This window comes from Nocardia sp. X0981 (genome assembly GCF_977089955.1).
Genome location: NZ_OZ372435.1, coordinates 4600159 through 4614113, shown reverse-complemented (window position 1 = coordinate 4614113; position 13955 = coordinate 4600159). Strand labels below are relative to the sequence as shown.

15 protein-coding genes and 1 riboswitch are annotated in these 13955 nt (G+C 68.5%); of the genes, 5 read left to right on the top strand and 10 right to left on the bottom strand.

The window, feature by feature from the left end:
- Positions 1–70: 70 nt before the first annotated feature.
- Complete coding sequence (locus tag ACYR7D_RS20300) at positions 71–997, top strand: LysR family transcriptional regulator (protein WP_459546113.1); 927 nt, start codon at positions 71–73, stop codon at positions 995–997.
- Between the two features lie 139 nt (positions 998–1136).
- Here ACYR7D_RS20300 and ACYR7D_RS20295 read toward each other — a convergent pair whose 3' ends face one another.
- Complete coding sequence (locus ACYR7D_RS20295) at positions 1137–1856, bottom strand: hypothetical protein (RefSeq protein ID WP_459546112.1); 720 nt, start codon at positions 1854–1856, stop codon at positions 1137–1139.
- Positions 1853–2293: an SPW repeat domain-containing protein gene (locus tag ACYR7D_RS20290; RefSeq protein WP_459546111.1), complete on the bottom strand. Its 441-nt coding sequence runs from the start codon at positions 2291–2293 to the stop codon at positions 1853–1855. The genes ACYR7D_RS20295 and ACYR7D_RS20290 overlap by 4 nt, the downstream gene beginning before the upstream one ends.
- Positions 2294–2392: 99 nt before the next feature.
- Here ACYR7D_RS20290 and ACYR7D_RS20285 point away from each other — a divergent pair, with 99 nt between their 5' ends.
- Entirely contained in the window at positions 2393–2956 is a 564-nt protein-coding gene (locus ACYR7D_RS20285; RefSeq protein WP_459546110.1) for a TetR/AcrR family transcriptional regulator, read from the top strand.
- 47 nt (positions 2957–3003) lie between these two features.
- On the opposite strand, the gene ACYR7D_RS20280 is transcribed toward ACYR7D_RS20285, so the two are convergent.
- From ACYR7D_RS20280 to ACYR7D_RS20270, 3 genes are read right to left on the bottom strand one after another with little or no spacing between them, the layout of a single operon-like run.
- A complete protein-coding gene (locus ACYR7D_RS20280; protein ID WP_459546109.1) occupies positions 3004–5247 on the bottom strand; it encodes an ABC transporter ATP-binding protein/permease in 2244 nt (747 codons plus the stop codon).
- Positions 5244–6218 (bottom strand): ABC transporter permease, encoded by a 975-nt coding sequence (locus ACYR7D_RS20275; protein ID WP_459546108.1) that lies wholly within the window; start codon positions 6216–6218, stop codon positions 5244–5246. The genes ACYR7D_RS20280 and ACYR7D_RS20275 overlap by 4 nt, the downstream gene beginning before the upstream one ends.
- Positions 6219–6225: 7 nt before the next feature.
- A complete protein-coding gene (locus tag ACYR7D_RS20270) occupies positions 6226–7827 on the bottom strand; it encodes an ABC transporter substrate-binding protein (RefSeq protein ID WP_459546107.1) in 1602 nt (533 codons plus the stop codon).
- Between the two features lie 35 nt (positions 7828–7862).
- A riboswitch (cobalamin riboswitch) is annotated at positions 7863–8019 on the bottom strand.
- 168 nt (positions 8020–8187) lie between these two features.
- Here ACYR7D_RS20270 and ACYR7D_RS20265 point away from each other — a divergent pair.
- Complete coding sequence (locus ACYR7D_RS20265) at positions 8188–9036, top strand: LLM class F420-dependent oxidoreductase (protein ID WP_459546106.1); 849 nt, start codon at positions 8188–8190, stop codon at positions 9034–9036.
- A 29-nt stretch (positions 9037–9065) separates the two neighbouring features.
- Here the strand turns inward: ACYR7D_RS20265 and ACYR7D_RS20260 are convergent, their stop codons facing one another.
- Positions 9066–9470: a DUF5313 family protein gene (locus ACYR7D_RS20260; RefSeq protein ID WP_459546105.1), complete on the bottom strand. Its 405-nt coding sequence runs from the start codon at positions 9468–9470 to the stop codon at positions 9066–9068.
- 34 nt (positions 9471–9504) lie between these two features.
- Complete coding sequence (locus tag ACYR7D_RS20255; protein ID WP_459546104.1) at positions 9505–9975, bottom strand: MarR family winged helix-turn-helix transcriptional regulator; 471 nt, start codon at positions 9973–9975, stop codon at positions 9505–9507.
- Between the two features lie 198 nt (positions 9976–10173).
- Here ACYR7D_RS20255 and ACYR7D_RS20250 point away from each other — a divergent pair, with 198 nt between their 5' ends.
- Together ACYR7D_RS20250 and ACYR7D_RS20245 are read left to right on the top strand one after the other, a co-directional pair.
- Entirely contained in the window at positions 10174–10707 is a 534-nt protein-coding gene (locus ACYR7D_RS20250) for a hypothetical protein (protein ID WP_459546103.1), read from the top strand.
- 202 nt (positions 10708–10909) lie between these two features.
- A complete protein-coding gene (locus ACYR7D_RS20245; protein WP_459546102.1) occupies positions 10910–11785 on the top strand; it encodes an SAM-dependent methyltransferase in 876 nt (291 codons plus the stop codon).
- Positions 11786–11855: 70 nt separating this feature from the next.
- Here the strand turns inward: ACYR7D_RS20245 and ACYR7D_RS20240 are convergent, their stop codons facing one another.
- The 3 genes from ACYR7D_RS20240 to ACYR7D_RS20230 all read right to left on the bottom strand — a co-directional run bounded on the left by ACYR7D_RS20240 (position 11856) and on the right by ACYR7D_RS20230 (position 13580).
- Positions 11856–12059, bottom strand: coding sequence for a hypothetical protein (locus ACYR7D_RS20240; RefSeq protein WP_459546101.1), 204 nt, complete (start codon positions 12057–12059; stop codon positions 11856–11858).
- 172 nt (positions 12060–12231) lie between these two features.
- Entirely contained in the window at positions 12232–12957 is a 726-nt protein-coding gene (locus ACYR7D_RS20235) for an MBL fold metallo-hydrolase (RefSeq protein ID WP_459546100.1), read from the bottom strand.
- A 56-nt stretch (positions 12958–13013) separates the two neighbouring features.
- Complete coding sequence (locus ACYR7D_RS20230) at positions 13014–13580, bottom strand: helix-turn-helix transcriptional regulator (RefSeq protein WP_459546099.1); 567 nt, start codon at positions 13578–13580, stop codon at positions 13014–13016.
- Positions 13581–13955 lie beyond the last annotated feature (375 nt).

The following is a 13955-nucleotide window of genomic DNA, read 5'->3' as shown; positions in this document are numbered from 1 at the left end:
TAGAGTATTGATGCAGATGAATTGGGCCGCAATGACCATTAATGCAGTACGTCTGTGCAAAAATGCAGATATGAGCGCGGCGTTCTCGGGCCGTCCCAGCGCGGACGACCTTCTCGTACTCCTGGCCGTCGGGCGTTCCGGCCGATTCGTCACCGCGGCAGCGGAACTCGGCATCAACCACACCACCATCTCCCGCCGCATCACCGCGCTGGAGCGAACTCTCGGCGGCCGGGTACTCACGCGCGTGACAGGAGGCTGGGAACTGACCGATCTCGGCAGGCAGGCGCTGGCCGCGGCCGAGGCGGTGGAGTCGGCGGTGACATCACTCGCGGCGGACGCCGGCGGGAACCGGACACTGGAGGGCGTGGTCCGGATCTCGGCGACCGACGGCTTCAGCGCCTACATCGCCGCACCCGCCGCCGCGGAGGTACGGCGGCGTCATCCGAAAGTCGCCGTCGAGATCGTGGCCACCACCAGGCGAGCGTCACAACAGCGCTCCGGACTGGACCTCGAGATCGTCGTGGGCGAGCCACAGGTGCGCCGCGCCACGGCCACGCATCTGGCCGATTACCGTCTGGGCCTCTACGGATCACACGAATACCTGTCCGAACACCACGCCCCCGCGACGCTCGACGATCTGGGCCGGCACCCGCTGGTGTACTTCATCGATTCCATGCTCCAGGTCGACGACCTCGATGTGGCCTCCGGTTTCGTCCCCGCGATGCGGGAATCGGTCACCTCGACAAATGTTTTCGTGCACGTCGAAGCGACCCGCGCATCCGCCGGGCTGGGGCTGCTGCCCTGTTTCATGGCCGATCGCCACCCCGATCTGGTCCGGGTACTGCCGGATGCGGTGGCGGTAACCCTCGGCTACTGGCTGGTCGCCCGCGCCGAAACTCTCCGCCGCCCGGAGGTCGCCGCGGTGGTCACCGCGATCCGATCGATGATCGATGACCAGCGCGATGCCCTTCTCGGCCGCGGGCAAGCCCACCGCTGAACACGCATGCGGCCCTGGGTTCCGCCCGTAACGCAATTCCGCGAAGACACCGGACCCCCGGCTGCCCGCCGGATATCGGTGAACAGGCAGGGAAAGCCGGACCCGGCGGTTTACTACGGGCGGATCTACTTCTCCCTGATCAACGCCGCGAGAGACCTGCCCAACCCAAGGGAAGCTCGACACGGTGGGCGCGGATGTCGTCGACCAGGTCGGCATACCCGTCGCGGACCTGGCCGAGGTGGAACCATGCCGTGCGGCGTAGTCGTTCGTCGTCGGAGTGGCGCACGGTCCACCACGCGTCGACGAACCGCTCGGCGACATGGTCGATCACCTGCCCGAGAGAGTGGGTGTGGCTGCGCATACCGCTGTGATACGGCAGATGGCGCACTCGCCATGCATCGATAGCTCCCACCACCGTGGTGATCCGGCGACGCAATTCCGCTTCTCCGCCGCCGGAGCCGCCACAGCCCGGAGCCAGCTCGACGGCCAGCAACGCGGCACGCAGGTCTCCCAATTCGCGTGCGAGGCCGAGCAACTCCGGGCCACCTCCCGGGTCGAGGTGGCCCGATATCGCCGCCAGCAGCTGTTCGGGTTGGAGCAGCCCCATGGAATCGTTTTCCCGAGCCCGGTGCGCTGCCCCTGGAACCGCCGGTCCCGGATCCGCTTCCGCCGGTCCCGGTGCGCGCTCGGCAGGACCGGCGGCAGCGCACTGTCGCCGCGAGCCGGCACTCCGGTGGCCGGCGGATTCCCCGCCGAGTTCACCGGCAGCCCTCGCCGCCGTCGCGGCATCGCCGGCCGGGGCGGCGAGCAGCGCACCGGTCCGCTCGGCCGCGGCCGGGTTCCTGCCATCGGTGGTCATACCGCGACACCGGAGCTTCGAGCCCGGTCTGCGGCTTCACGCCGCTGGAGCTGTCGGAGCCGATACGTCACCAATTCGTTCACCCGGGTGGTTTCGGCGATATTGTCCGCCTCGTCGCTCACGTAGGCCCGCCCCGCCAGCAGGGCGATGAGTACGCCGGCGGTCCAGGCCACCCACGATGCGGCATCACCGGCGAACCCGCCCACCCACGGCGCGAGGAACAACATGAATCCCACGACCGACAGTGCCCAGTGGTCCTTGGCGGGATTACGCGCGAGCAGCGACCACATCGCGTATATGGCGGTCAACGCGCCCAACCCGAGCGTAAGGCTGGCACCGGCGGCATTCGTGGTGATCCAGGCGGGAGTCGAAGCCGTTGCCAGCCCCAGCACCAGTGTTGCCCATCCGACGATCCGGTTCTTGTCCTCGGTATTCATACCGTCCCTCCATTTCGCTACGCTACACGTAGCGTATCGTATCGCATCGGCATGATTATTCCGAGCATGAGACAGGGAACACAGAGGCAGGGAGATCCGATGAACGATGAGCAGGCACCTCGTGACAGACGGATCACCGACGCGACACTGGAGCTGCTCCGCGCCAAGGGGCCGAGAGCCGTGACGATCGAAGCCGTGGCCGCACTGTCCGGCGTAGCGAAAACGACGATCTATCGCCGGTACAGCAACCGTGGCGAAATGCTCACCGCCTCGTTGCGTTCCGTCGCCGAACCGGAACTACCGGCCGATACCGCGACGCTGCCGGTGGTCGTGCGGTGGGTCGTCGAGCAATCCTTCCGCGTCGTGGAGGCGAGTATCGGCGCCGGCGGGGTCGCCGCTCTCCTCACCGACGACGACCCGGAATTCACCACGCTGATCCGGTCACTGCTCGTACAGCATCGTCGCCATCTGTCCGAGGCACTGCGCCGGACGCTGGACGCCGAGAGCCCGCGACCCGGCCTCGACGTCGAAACCCTCATGGACATGATCGTCGGCGCCTACCTCGCCGAGATCGCGCGCAGCGGCAGCGTCCGGCCCGAATGGAGCGAGCGGATACTTTCCGCCCTCGGCCCGCTGATCGGGACCGAAGCCCCGAACCGCTGACCGGAACGGATGCCGACGGCCCGGGAAGCCCTGGAGAGCAGCGGGATCTATACCTCCACGCTCCGCAGGCCGGGCACCGGCCCGTTCGCGTGTGCCTTCGCCCGGCCCGGATCGTCGAGGGCCACCACCGTGTCCGCGAGCCGATCGATCACGGCGTGCTGATGACTGATCGTCACCAGCGCCAACCCCGTCCGGCGTAGCCGCTCCAGCAGGTCGAGCACCAGGTCCCGGGATTCGGCGTCGAGCGAGGCGGTGATCTCGTCGCAGATCAGCACACGTGGATCCGCCGCCAGGGCCCGGGCTATGGCCACCCGCTGCTGCTGCCCGCCGGAGAGTTCACCCGGCCGGGACGCGGCCAGCGCCGGATCCAATCCGACCTCGGTGAGCAGACGCGCCGTCTCGTGAACCGCCGCCGCGGGATCCATCCCATGTAGCAGGCGCAATGGGCGGGCGACCTGGGGCCCGATCCGGTGGGCCGGGTTCAGCGCGGTGGCCGGGTTCTGGGGAATCAACTGCACCGCGCGCCGGTGCGCTACCGAACGCTGATCGATCCGCGCCGGCAGTACGCTGCCGTCCAGCCGGATCGTTCCGCTCACCGCGGGGTGCAGGCCGGTCAGTGCGCGAGCGATAGTGGTCTTGCCCGCGCCCGATCGCCCCGTGAGAGCGAGACAGGAGCCGGGCGCCACGGTGAAGGAAACGTTCTCGGCGACCGACCGCGACCGGTGCGCGACCGACAGGGCTTCCACCCGCAGGAGCGGTTCCGCCGCGGGAGGAGAGTTTTTCGCGGGCGATACCGCGAACGTCTCCGGTTCCGCGCACCGTCGCGGCGTGTAGGAGACGACGCGACCTTCGTCCAGTTCGAGAACATCGTCGATCAACGGTGCGACACCGTCCAGATCGTGGGTGATGATCAGGAACGCGGTGGCCGACTCCCGGCGGGCCCGGAGCAGCACCTCGACGAGATCGGCACGGGATCGGGCATCGAGCCCGGTCGTCGGCTCGTTGAAGACCACCAGCTCCGGGTCGTCGAGCAGCGCCATGGCCAGCAGGACCCGCTGCTGTTGCCCACCGGACAACTCGTGCGGGAACCGGCGGCGGAACTCACGATCGGCAGGTAGCCCCACCCGGCGCAGCGCGGCCGCCACCGCGTCACCGTCGCGCGGGGTGCGGCGCGACCGGACGATCTCACCGATCGAGGTGCCGATCCGTAATGCCGGGTTGAGGCCGGTGGCGGGGTCCTGCGGTACGAATCCGACCGCCCGGCGAGACCGGTCGGCGCGGCCGATGCCGATCACTCCCGATGCCGACAAACCGGGCGGTAACGCCCCCAGCACCGCGGACGCGAAGGTCGTCTTCCCGGCGCCGGACCGCCCGACCACCGCCAGCCCCCGCCCCGGCGCCGATCGCACCGAAACGTCGTCCAGCAGGATCCGGCCCGTATCGGTGCGCACGGTGAGATGCTCGACCCGCAGGCCTTCCTCCACACCAAGTTCCGGTACCGCGATGGCGGCGCGGGCACGCCGATGGCCGAACACACCGTCGCCGACCATATTGACCGAGACGACCAGAGCCGTGATCAGCAGGGCCGGGGCGAGTACCGACCAGGGCTGCAGGGCGAATCCGGCTCGATTCTCGGTGATCATCGAAGCCCAGTCCGGCGACGGCGGGCGCATGCCCAGCCCGAGGAAACCGCCGACCGCCACGATCGAAATGACACCCGAGAAGCGGATGCCGGCATCGGCCAGCACCACCGCTCGCAGATTCGGCAGCACCTCCACCACGGCCACCCACCACAGCGGTTCGCCCCGCGCTCGCGCCGATTCCACATACCCCGCGGTCGCGAGATCGTGCACCGCGGTGCGGACTATGCGCACGATCCAGGGCACCGAGGCCACCGACGCCGTCAGCAGCACGGCCGTCGGCCCGGCACCGAGAGCCGTCGCGATCACCGCGAGAAGCAGGAACCACGGGATGACCACCACCGCGTCGACCGGCCGCATGAGCCAGGAATCCGCGCGCGGCCGCAACCCGGCGATCAGCCCCAGGGCCAGCCCCAGCGTGTAGGCGACGAGCAGCGCTACCACCGCGATCCCGAGCAGCGCCCAGCCTCCGTGCAGAAGACGCGAGAGCACGTCGCGACCGACCACATCGGTGCCCAGCGGATGCCCCGGGCCCGGGGGCCGGAACGGAGCTCCGACCGAGGCCGTGGGCGAGTGCGGGGCCAGTAGCGGGCCGAGCGCGACCACCCCCAGAACGCCCGCGAGAATCACCGACCGCCACGCCCTTCTCACGACCGGCCCTCCCCCACCAGAGCCCTGGCGCGGGGGCTGACCAGCAGAGCGAGCATATCCGCGAGCAGATAGACCCCGATGCCGAACGCGGCCAGCAGCACCGCGGCGGACTGGACGAACGGGTAATCACGGGCCGAGATCGCGGTCAGCAATTCCTTCGACACCCCCGGATAGGAGAACAGGGTTTCCACGACGGCGATCCCGCCGATGAGACCGGCCACTGACCCCGCGAGGGGGTGGATGGAGGCGGATACCGCGTTGGGGGCAACGTGCCGCAGGAGCAAGCGGAGGCCGCCGACACCGTTCAGCCGGGCGGTCCGGATGTAGGCGGAGGCGACGACCTCGGTGGTCTGCGCCCGCACGATCCGGGCCGGATGCGGTGACAACCCCAGCAGCAGACAGACCACCGGTAGGACCAGTATCTCCGGCCGGTCCCAGACACTGGCGCCGGTGGGCACCAGCGATACCGCCGGTACCAGCCGCAGCGACAGCGCGACCACGGCCACCAGCAGCACACCGAGAACGAACGACGGTATCGATTCGACCGTCAGGGCCGCGACGCTGATCACCCGGTCGGTCCGGGAACCCGGCCGGGCACCGGCCAGCAGGCCCAGCCCGAGCGCCAGCGGAATCAGCAATACGATCGTCAACAGTGCCAGCGCGGCGCTGTTGGCCAGCCGATCGAGCAGAACGTCGGCCACCGGCCGGCCCGATATCAGTGACTCACCGAGATCACCGCGCAGGAAATCGGTCACCCATTCGGCGAACCGGATCGGCGCGGGCCGGTCCAGTCCCAATTCGGACCGCAGGGCGGCCAACTGCTCCGGTGACGGGTCGCCTGCCCCACTGCGGGACAGGATCACCACCGCCGCATCCGAATCCAGCAACTCGAACAATCCGAAGACGAGCACCGTCACGGTGCCCAGCACACCGACACCGGCCCCGGCCCGCCGCAGGAAATAACGCAGCACGGCGGCCTCAGCCCTGGGCCGCGAGCCAGGTGGTGGCGTAATTCGCCCAGTCGTCGGTCCCCGGGACACCGGGGCGCATTCCCCCGACGATATTGCGTGCGGCGTCGGGTCGTCTGGCGAAGCTGTGCAGGATGTAGCCGCCTTCGTTCCACAGTTCTTCCTGCAGTTCGAAGTACAGCTCGCGGCGCCGCTGCGGGTCCATGGCGGCGCGGGCCTGCGCGAACTTCGCGTCCCAGGCGGGCCGGCGCCAGCCGGTACCGTTGCTCGGGGACGAACTGGTGGCGGTCTGGCCGTAGAAGTAGTCGAGGCTGTAGTTCCACCAGCCGATATGGGTCAGTGGCCGTTTCCCGGTGACCTGGGAGAAATAGGTATCGGCCGGAGTGGATTCGAGCCGGACGGTGATTCCGGCCGCTTTGGCGTGCTCGGCGAACAGGGTCGCCGACTCCACCATCCCCGGCATGCCGTCGGCTGTCGGCAAGGTGACCTCGAGGTTCTCTTTACCGGCCGCGCGCAGTAGTTCGCGGGCGCGCTGCGGATCACAGGTCCGCTGGGGCAGGGTGTCGTTGTAGAAAGGGGCACCTTTCCCGTAGATATCGTTGCCGATCTCGCCGTACCCGTAGTAAACCGAATCGACCATCGCTTGCCGGTCCACAGCCAGCCGCATTGCCTGCCGGACTCGCACATCATCGAAGGGCGGCAGGTCGACACGCATTTGAAGAGCGCCCATCAGGCCTTCCGGAGGAACGATCACGGTTGCCGTGGGGTCGCTCTCCAGATTGCGGGCCTGCAGATAACTCAGCTCGTGCACCACATCGGCCTCGCCGGACAGGAACGCGTTCATCCGCGCCTCGGTCTCGGCGATCTGAATGATCTCGACCTCGTCCAGCGGCGCCGGTCCGTCCCAGTGGCGATCGTTGCGCCGCAGCAGCGTCCGGTCACCGGGCGACCATTTCGCCAGCGCGAACGGACCCGTCCCCACCGGCAGGGTGTGTTCGCCGAAGTCCGTGGTCCCCTCCTTGACGATGTAGCAGTACCAGCCCGCCAGTACGGAACCGAAGTCGGCGAGGGGCGTTTTCATCGCCACCAATACGTCCAGTTCACCATCGGCCCGGGTCCGGGGCATATCGACCATCGCGAGATCACCGGCGGAGGAGCGCGCCGGGTCCAGCATCCGTTCGAAGCTCCACAGCACGTCCCGCGAGGTGAGCGGACTGCCGTCACTGAACACCACGCCCGGCCGCAGCGAGATCCGCCAGACGCTCCCGTCGGCATTCGGTTCCAGCGACCGGGCGAGCCGATAGCGCAGGGTGAGGTCGTTGTTGTACGCGACGAGTTTGTCCCAGACGTTCTTCGATACCGCACCGCCGGCGGAACTGCCCGCCTCGTGCGGATCCAGCACATCGGCGGTCGCGGATCGGCCCGCGATCACCGACCGCAGCCGGCCGCCCGGTCGCGGCGGGCCTGCCGGGGGCCCGGACGGCCCGCCGCCGGTGCCGCAGCCGGTGAGGACCGGGACACCGGCCAATGCCGTGAGCCCGATCAGCCCCGCGGTCCCGGCCAGCAGCCGTCGACGGCCGAGACCGGACCGACCTGTTGTGGAGTTGTTCATAGCCATCCTCGTGGGTGTCACCCGTTACCGTGGGCGCAGGTGTCCTGGCTCCCGGATCGACGCATCCCCGCCGGCCTTCCGACCCGGGTAGGTCGTGGCCACGCATGGCGGATCGCTCCTCGGTGACAGTTGCGGGACAGCCCCGGATTCCCACCGGTGTTCCCTGCACCGGAACAAACGTTACCGGCAGACCGTCACGCCGGAGGCGAACCGGTCACCCGAACGGCACGGCCGTCTCACTCTTCGCTCGGCCCGCCGCAGCCGGATCGTGAATCGGCGGGCGGGCGTCTCGAACGAGCCCGCCGGACACGCCGAGGCCGGGCTTGATCTGGAGCGCACTTCAACTCCTAGCCTGTCGATATGCGATTCGCGTTCAAAACTGCACCGCAGGAAACAACCTGGGCCGATATGTTGACCGTCTGGCGCGCCGCGGACGATATCGATATCTACGAATCCGGATGGACCTTCGACCACTTCTATCCGATCTTCGCCGATTCCACCGGCCCGTGCCTGGAAGGCTGGACCACCCTGACCGCCCTGGCACAGGCCACCGAACGCTTACGGCTCGGCACGATGGTGACCGGGGTGCACTACCGGCATCCCGCGGTCCTGGCCAATATGGCCGCCACCCTCGACATCATCTCCGGTGGTCGCCTCGAACTCGGTATCGGCGCCGGCTGGAACGAGGAGGAATCCGGCGCCTACGGCATCGAGCTGGGGAGTATCACCGAACGCCTCGACCGGTTCGAGGAGGCCTGCCAGGTACTCATCGGGCTGTTGAGCCAGGAGACGACGGATTTCGACGGCAAGTTCTATCAACTGGCCGCCGCCCGCAACGAACCCAAGGGCCCACAGCGTCCGCACCCTCCGATCTGCATCGGCGGCAACGGTGAGAAACGCACCCTCCGCATCACCGCCCGCTACGCCCAGCACTGGAACTTCGTTTCCGGAACCACCGCGGAATTCGCCCGTAAGCGCGATGTGCTGGCGGCACACTGCGCCGATATCGGTCGCGACCCCACGGAGATCACGCTCTCGGCGCAGAAGCGGCTGGACCCGCGGCTCGGCTACGGCGAGGTCGTCGACTGGGCGGCCGCACTGGGCGCCGAAGGCCTGGAACTCGCGATCATCTATCTACCCACTCCGCACGATCCGGCCGTGCTGGAGCCGCTGGCCGAGGCCATCCGGGATTCCGGGCTCGCTTCGTGAGCCCGGCCCCTCGGGCCCGCGCCACCGCCTCAGCCGCGGCCGTGGCGCAGTTCGTAACCGGCGCGTTCCTCGGCTGCCCGGCGGAGCCGGTCGGCGGTGGCCAGCGCGGGATCGAGACCGTGCTTGACCAGTAGGTGGCGCCGGTACACATACATCAACGCGATCGTGAAGAAGGCCAGCGGAAGGTACAGTAATCCGGCCATCGAGAGGCCCACCCACAATGGTCCCGGCACCAGAAGGAACAGACAGAGAAGCGGAATCGGCGGGACGAGGAAGCGCAGCAGATACCGGCGCGCGGCCCCCGGGCCCGTCTGGTCGCGCAGGACCCATTGCCGCATGGACGGCGGCAGCGTCGCTCCGCAGATATAACTGACGCGCTGCCCGATCGTCGGGGTTCGTTCGGTCACCGGATCCTCCTGTTTGTACGAGCTCATACCACGGTGCACGGCGGTCGGCCGTCCGCACGGTTCACGGTTCGCCGTCCGTGCGGGCCGGCCCCGCGCGCCGGGCGGCGGTGTTCACCCGGATCAGGATCTCCCGCAACGCCTCGAGATCCGCGAGCCCCACGCCCAGGCGTTCGACGACGGCCGCGGGAATCCTTTCGGCCTGCTGCCGCAAGCGCCGGCCCGCGCCGGTGAGGTCGACCACCAGGGCGCGCTCGTCACCCGGATCGCGCCGACGCGTGACGAGACCGGTGGTTTCGAGTCGTTTGAGCAGCGGTGAGAGGGTGGCGGAATCGAGCTGGACCGCCTCGGCGATGGCCTTGACCGACATCGGCGCATCCCCCCAGAGCGCCAGCATGACCAGATATTGAGGATGGGTCAGACCCAGCGGTTCCAGAAGCGGCCGGTAGACGGCGAGTACGGAACGGTTGGCAACCGCCAGCGCGAAGCACACCTGCCGCTCGAGGCGTAGGGGATCGTCGATGTGGACGCTCATGACTTTCTCCGCTCGCTCTCACCCTGCCGGCACAACCGTACCCACTAATAGTTAATGCACAAACTATTAGTGGGTCAACTCACAGGCCACCCCCCTCGGAGCTGTCACGGTTTAGTAACGGAACCCGGGGGTAGGACGGCTCTTGTCGGCGCTCTCGCGCAGGGAAGGCGCGGAGCTGGACAGAGATGAGGAGCCGGGATGTCGGGCGAGAAGAACGAGTCGGATATCGAACTGAGGGTCTTACCGCTGTCGGGGATGCAGCTACAGTGGCGCGGCGCGGACCACTGCTTCCGTGTCACCCACCCGCGGCCGGTAGGCGCGATCCTCACCGAGGCCGGCGAGGACGAGCTGCTGTGGCGGCAGTGGCTGGGTCGTGCGGATATGGCAGTGGGCGTTTCCGGACCGCTCGGTGTCGCCGCCCCCGGCCGCTGGTGGGTGGCGTGGGGCGAATACGTGGGCGAGGAAGTGACGATCACTCTTGCCGACGGCTCCACGCCACAGGTATGGATCGTGGGCGGGTTGTGGGTCGGCGAATGGAGCGGCCCCGAACAGACAGCGGTGGTCACCACCGCGACCCAGCGCACCGAGGTCCGCTTCGCTCCGCCTTCGTTCCTGCCACCGCCGTTGGCCACGCTGGGCGAGGGCGCGAGCGGCTGCTGGGTACACGTGGAAACACCGGCCACCTTCCGGCGCCACGACTCCGCTCCCGCGCTGAGTATGCGGGCTTCGTAGGACGCGGCCCGGAGGCCCGGCCGAAGGAGGGGCGGACGAGCTCCGGGGTCCGCGCCGCGATGACCCACGCGGCTCCGGCCGCGATCGGCGGAGCAGCCGCCGCACCCCGCCACCTCGCAACATAGCCATAAATTCTGTTGCCGTGTTACCTTCGGGAACACCTTCGTGAGAGGGTGACCGCCCGGTATGTAACGGAGGCGCGATGATAACCGACACCGCTGCAACGAGCAGCGTCCGGCCTGTCGGCGCGGACACCGACCGGCCCAGCATTCCTCGTGTCTACGACTACAGCCTGGGCGGCAAGGACAACTACGCGGTGGACCGGCACGCGTTCGAGCGGATCCGGCAGATAGCGCCACGCCAAGGCGATGTGCACCGTGCGAACCGGCGCTGGCTCGCCCGTGCCGTCCGGCTGCTGGCCGAAAGCGCGGGCATCGAACAGTTTCTGGATCTCGGCGCCGGAATGCCCACGCGCGACCCGCTCCATATCGTCGCCCAGGAGTGCGGGCGCCGCGAGGTGAAGGTCGTGTACACCGATCACGATCCGTTGTGCGTGGCGCACGGGCGAGCGATGCTGGAACGCAACGAGAACACCCGCTATCTCCCGGGTGATCTCACCGATGCCGCGGCAACGCTGGACAACGCCGGGCACCACCTCGATATGCGGCAGCCGATCGCGGTTCTCCTGGGCGCGGTTCTGCATCACCTCGGCGAGGAGGACGATCCCGCCGGCGTCGTGTGCCGGTACATCGACCTGCTACCCGCGGGATCGTATGTGGCGATCACCCACTACTGCGATCCCGGCCCCGAGCACCCGCAGCTGCACGAGCTGGCCCGGCAACTCGAATACGCGCATCTGGAAACAGGACTGGGCCCCGCCCGGTACCGGAACCCGGAGCGGATCCGCGAATTCTTCCACTCGCTCGACATGGTGGAGCCGGGACTGACCCCACTCGACAAGTGGTGGCCGCAGGGCCCGCCCACCCGAGCCGGGGCACCCGAAGAACAGCTCGTCCTCGGAGGTCTCGGCCGGAAGCCGGGGCCGGGCCTCGTGCGCACCCTGCCGTTGCGGCGGTGACACCCACCGGCCCACCTTTCACACCACCCGCACCGGTCCCGGTTGTCCCCGCAGCGCGACCGGGTGTGGTTCAGCGGCGGACGCGCCGCCACTTCCACGAGCGGCCGCCGGCACCCACGCGCGCGCCGGTACCGAACCCCGCGAGATGCAGGGAGATCAACAACAATCCGACGATGACGAGGGTGCCACCGGTGATGGCATCACCGAGGGTGGCATCCGCCAGATCGAAAACGAGCGCGAGACCGAACGCTACAGCGGCGGCAACGGCGAGCATGAGAACCTCCTGGTGTTCCACCGGAAACGATGACACGCAGCCGAGTTCATCGAGTTCCTGTGCCCCGCATACCCGCATATCGCGCCGGTACACGTGCGGACGTGAACCGGCCGGCGCGATCCGAGAGGTACCGTGCGCCAACCTCTCCCGCGGTCGCGCTACCGCCGGCCCCTCACTCGTGTACACCGAAGCGGGCCGTCAGCGCGTCCCGCTGTCTCCGCACGAAATCCGCATCCACCACCGCACCGTGACCGGGCACGTACACGGCATCCTCCCCGCCCAGCTCGAGCAGCCGATCGAGCGCGGCGGGCCAGCGTGACGGTATCGCGTCGGGCCCGGCCTGCGGCTCGCCCGATTCCTCGACGAGATCACCGCAGAACACCACGACAGGATCGCCCGGCACGACGACCGCGAGATCGTGGCCGGTATGTCCCGGGCCGGCATCGACCAAGGAGATCTCCCAGCCGGCGCTCAGCTCCACCGTGGTCGTATCCCGGACGTACTCCTGGGGCCGCACCAGGGTGTCGGCGGCCTCCCGGGCCACGACCGCGTCGAGCCCGTTGCGGACCGCGTCGGCCCGCATCTCGTCGCGCCCGTCCCGGTACACCGTCTGCGCGCCGGCAGCGGCGAAGAACCGCGCGGGCGTGAACGCCACCGCACCGAAAACATGGTCGAAGTGGTAATGGGTGAGCGCGACACCGGTGACCGGCCGGCCTGCCAGCCGCTCCGCCTGCTCCCGCATCCGGGCACCCTCCCCCGGACTCGAGCCGCCGTCGACCGCGAACACGCCATCGTCTCCGATGATCAATCCGAACGTACAGTCCCACACCGGCAACCGGCACCGTCCCACCCCGTCCGCGAGCCGCTCCCACCCCAGCTCTTCCCACCGCGCCGCCATACCCGGAGGGTATTCGATCCGCCCTGTCGTGCCGGAAACCGGTCGCTTCCGGACGCTCAGCCGGCCCGGGTCCGCCGCAGACGGCGGACCCGGGCCTCCTCGGGCGCCACCAGCGGCTCGTAATGCTCGGTGTAGAGCTTCGCGACCAACTCCCCCCGAGTCCCTACGGCAACCTTCTCGAAAACCGCCTTCACATGGTCCCGGACCGTATGCGGCGACAGGAACAACCGGCTCGCGATCTCAGCTGTGGACAATCCGCGCGCGATCAGTTCGGTCACTTCGTGTTCCCGGGGTGTCAGTTCGTAGGCGGCGACGATCAGTGTGGCGATCTCCGATCCCGCCGCAGGCCCGATCGTCATCGCGATCATCTCGTCCATACCATCGGCGGTATTCAGGTACGAGGCATGACACACCAGCCACCCGCTGGTGAGCGCGCGCATCCGGATTCGCGCGTTACCGTGCGTCTCGCGCGCACGGGCCACCGTGCTCCGAATCCACACCGGCAGGGGCAGGGCGATACCGGCCGAGGTCGCCGCGCGAGGGCCCGGCGGCATATCGGCGAGGAACCAGCGGGCCTCCTCGTTGATCGACCTCAGGTTGCCCAGACGGTCGAACAACAGCATTCCGGGCGTATCGGAGGGTCGGCGCGGTGACTCCGTGCTCCGGGCGTACGAACGCAGCCGCTGCGCGATCGGACTCGACAACGCGCCGGCAACCGCCAAATCCTCGGCACAGAAGGGTTTTCGACCGCACTCGCGGAACAGGCTCAGCTGTCCCCAGGATCTACCGTCGACCCGGAATACAGCACGCAGCTCGTCTCCGAAGCCCCGTGGCCGCATGAAGTCCCGATACAGCGGGCTCGACGAAGGACGATCACCGGTGCTCGCACACAGCCCGGCAGCCGGGAACGGAGAATTCGTCAAGGACCGGAAAGGATTGACAGCATCAGCGCGGAATTCCGATTCCCAGTAGATGCCGCATCCACCCCGCTGGAGGTT

Coding starts and splice junctions, on each gene's coding strand:
- ACYR7D_RS20250 (WP_459546103.1), top strand. CDS start 10,174: ATGTCGGGCGAGAAGAACGAGTCGGATATCGAACTGAGGGTCTTACCG.
- ACYR7D_RS20240 (WP_459546101.1), bottom strand. CDS start 12,059: ATGCTCGCCGTTGCCGCCGCTGTAGCGTTCGGTCTCGCGCTCGTTTTC.
- ACYR7D_RS20285 (WP_459546110.1), top strand. CDS start 2,393: ATGAACGATGAGCAGGCACCTCGTGACAGACGGATCACCGACGCGACA.
- ACYR7D_RS20245 (WP_459546102.1), top strand. CDS start 10,910: ATGATAACCGACACCGCTGCAACGAGCAGCGTCCGGCCTGTCGGCGCG.
- ACYR7D_RS20290 (WP_459546111.1), bottom strand. CDS start 2,293: ATGAATACCGAGGACAAGAACCGGATCGTCGGATGGGCAACACTGGTG.
- ACYR7D_RS20235 (WP_459546100.1), bottom strand. CDS start 12,957: ATGGCGGCGCGGTGGGAAGAGCTGGGGTGGGAGCGGCTCGCGGACGGG.
- ACYR7D_RS20300 (WP_459546113.1), top strand. CDS start 71: ATGAGCGCGGCGTTCTCGGGCCGTCCCAGCGCGGACGACCTTCTCGTA.
- ACYR7D_RS20270 (WP_459546107.1), bottom strand. CDS start 7,827: ATGAACAACTCCACAACAGGTCGGTCCGGTCTCGGCCGTCGACGGCTG.
- ACYR7D_RS20230 (WP_459546099.1), bottom strand. CDS start 13,580: ATGCTGTTGTTCGACCGTCTGGGCAACCTGAGGTCGATCAACGAGGAG.
- ACYR7D_RS20260 (WP_459546105.1), bottom strand. CDS start 9,470: ATGAGCTCGTACAAACAGGAGGATCCGGTGACCGAACGAACCCCGACG.
- ACYR7D_RS20265 (WP_459546106.1), top strand. CDS start 8,188: ATGCGATTCGCGTTCAAAACTGCACCGCAGGAAACAACCTGGGCCGAT.
- ACYR7D_RS20255 (WP_459546104.1), bottom strand. CDS start 9,975: ATGAGCGTCCACATCGACGATCCCCTACGCCTCGAGCGGCAGGTGTGC.
- ACYR7D_RS20295 (WP_459546112.1), bottom strand. CDS start 1,856: ATGACCACCGATGGCAGGAACCCGGCCGCGGCCGAGCGGACCGGTGCG.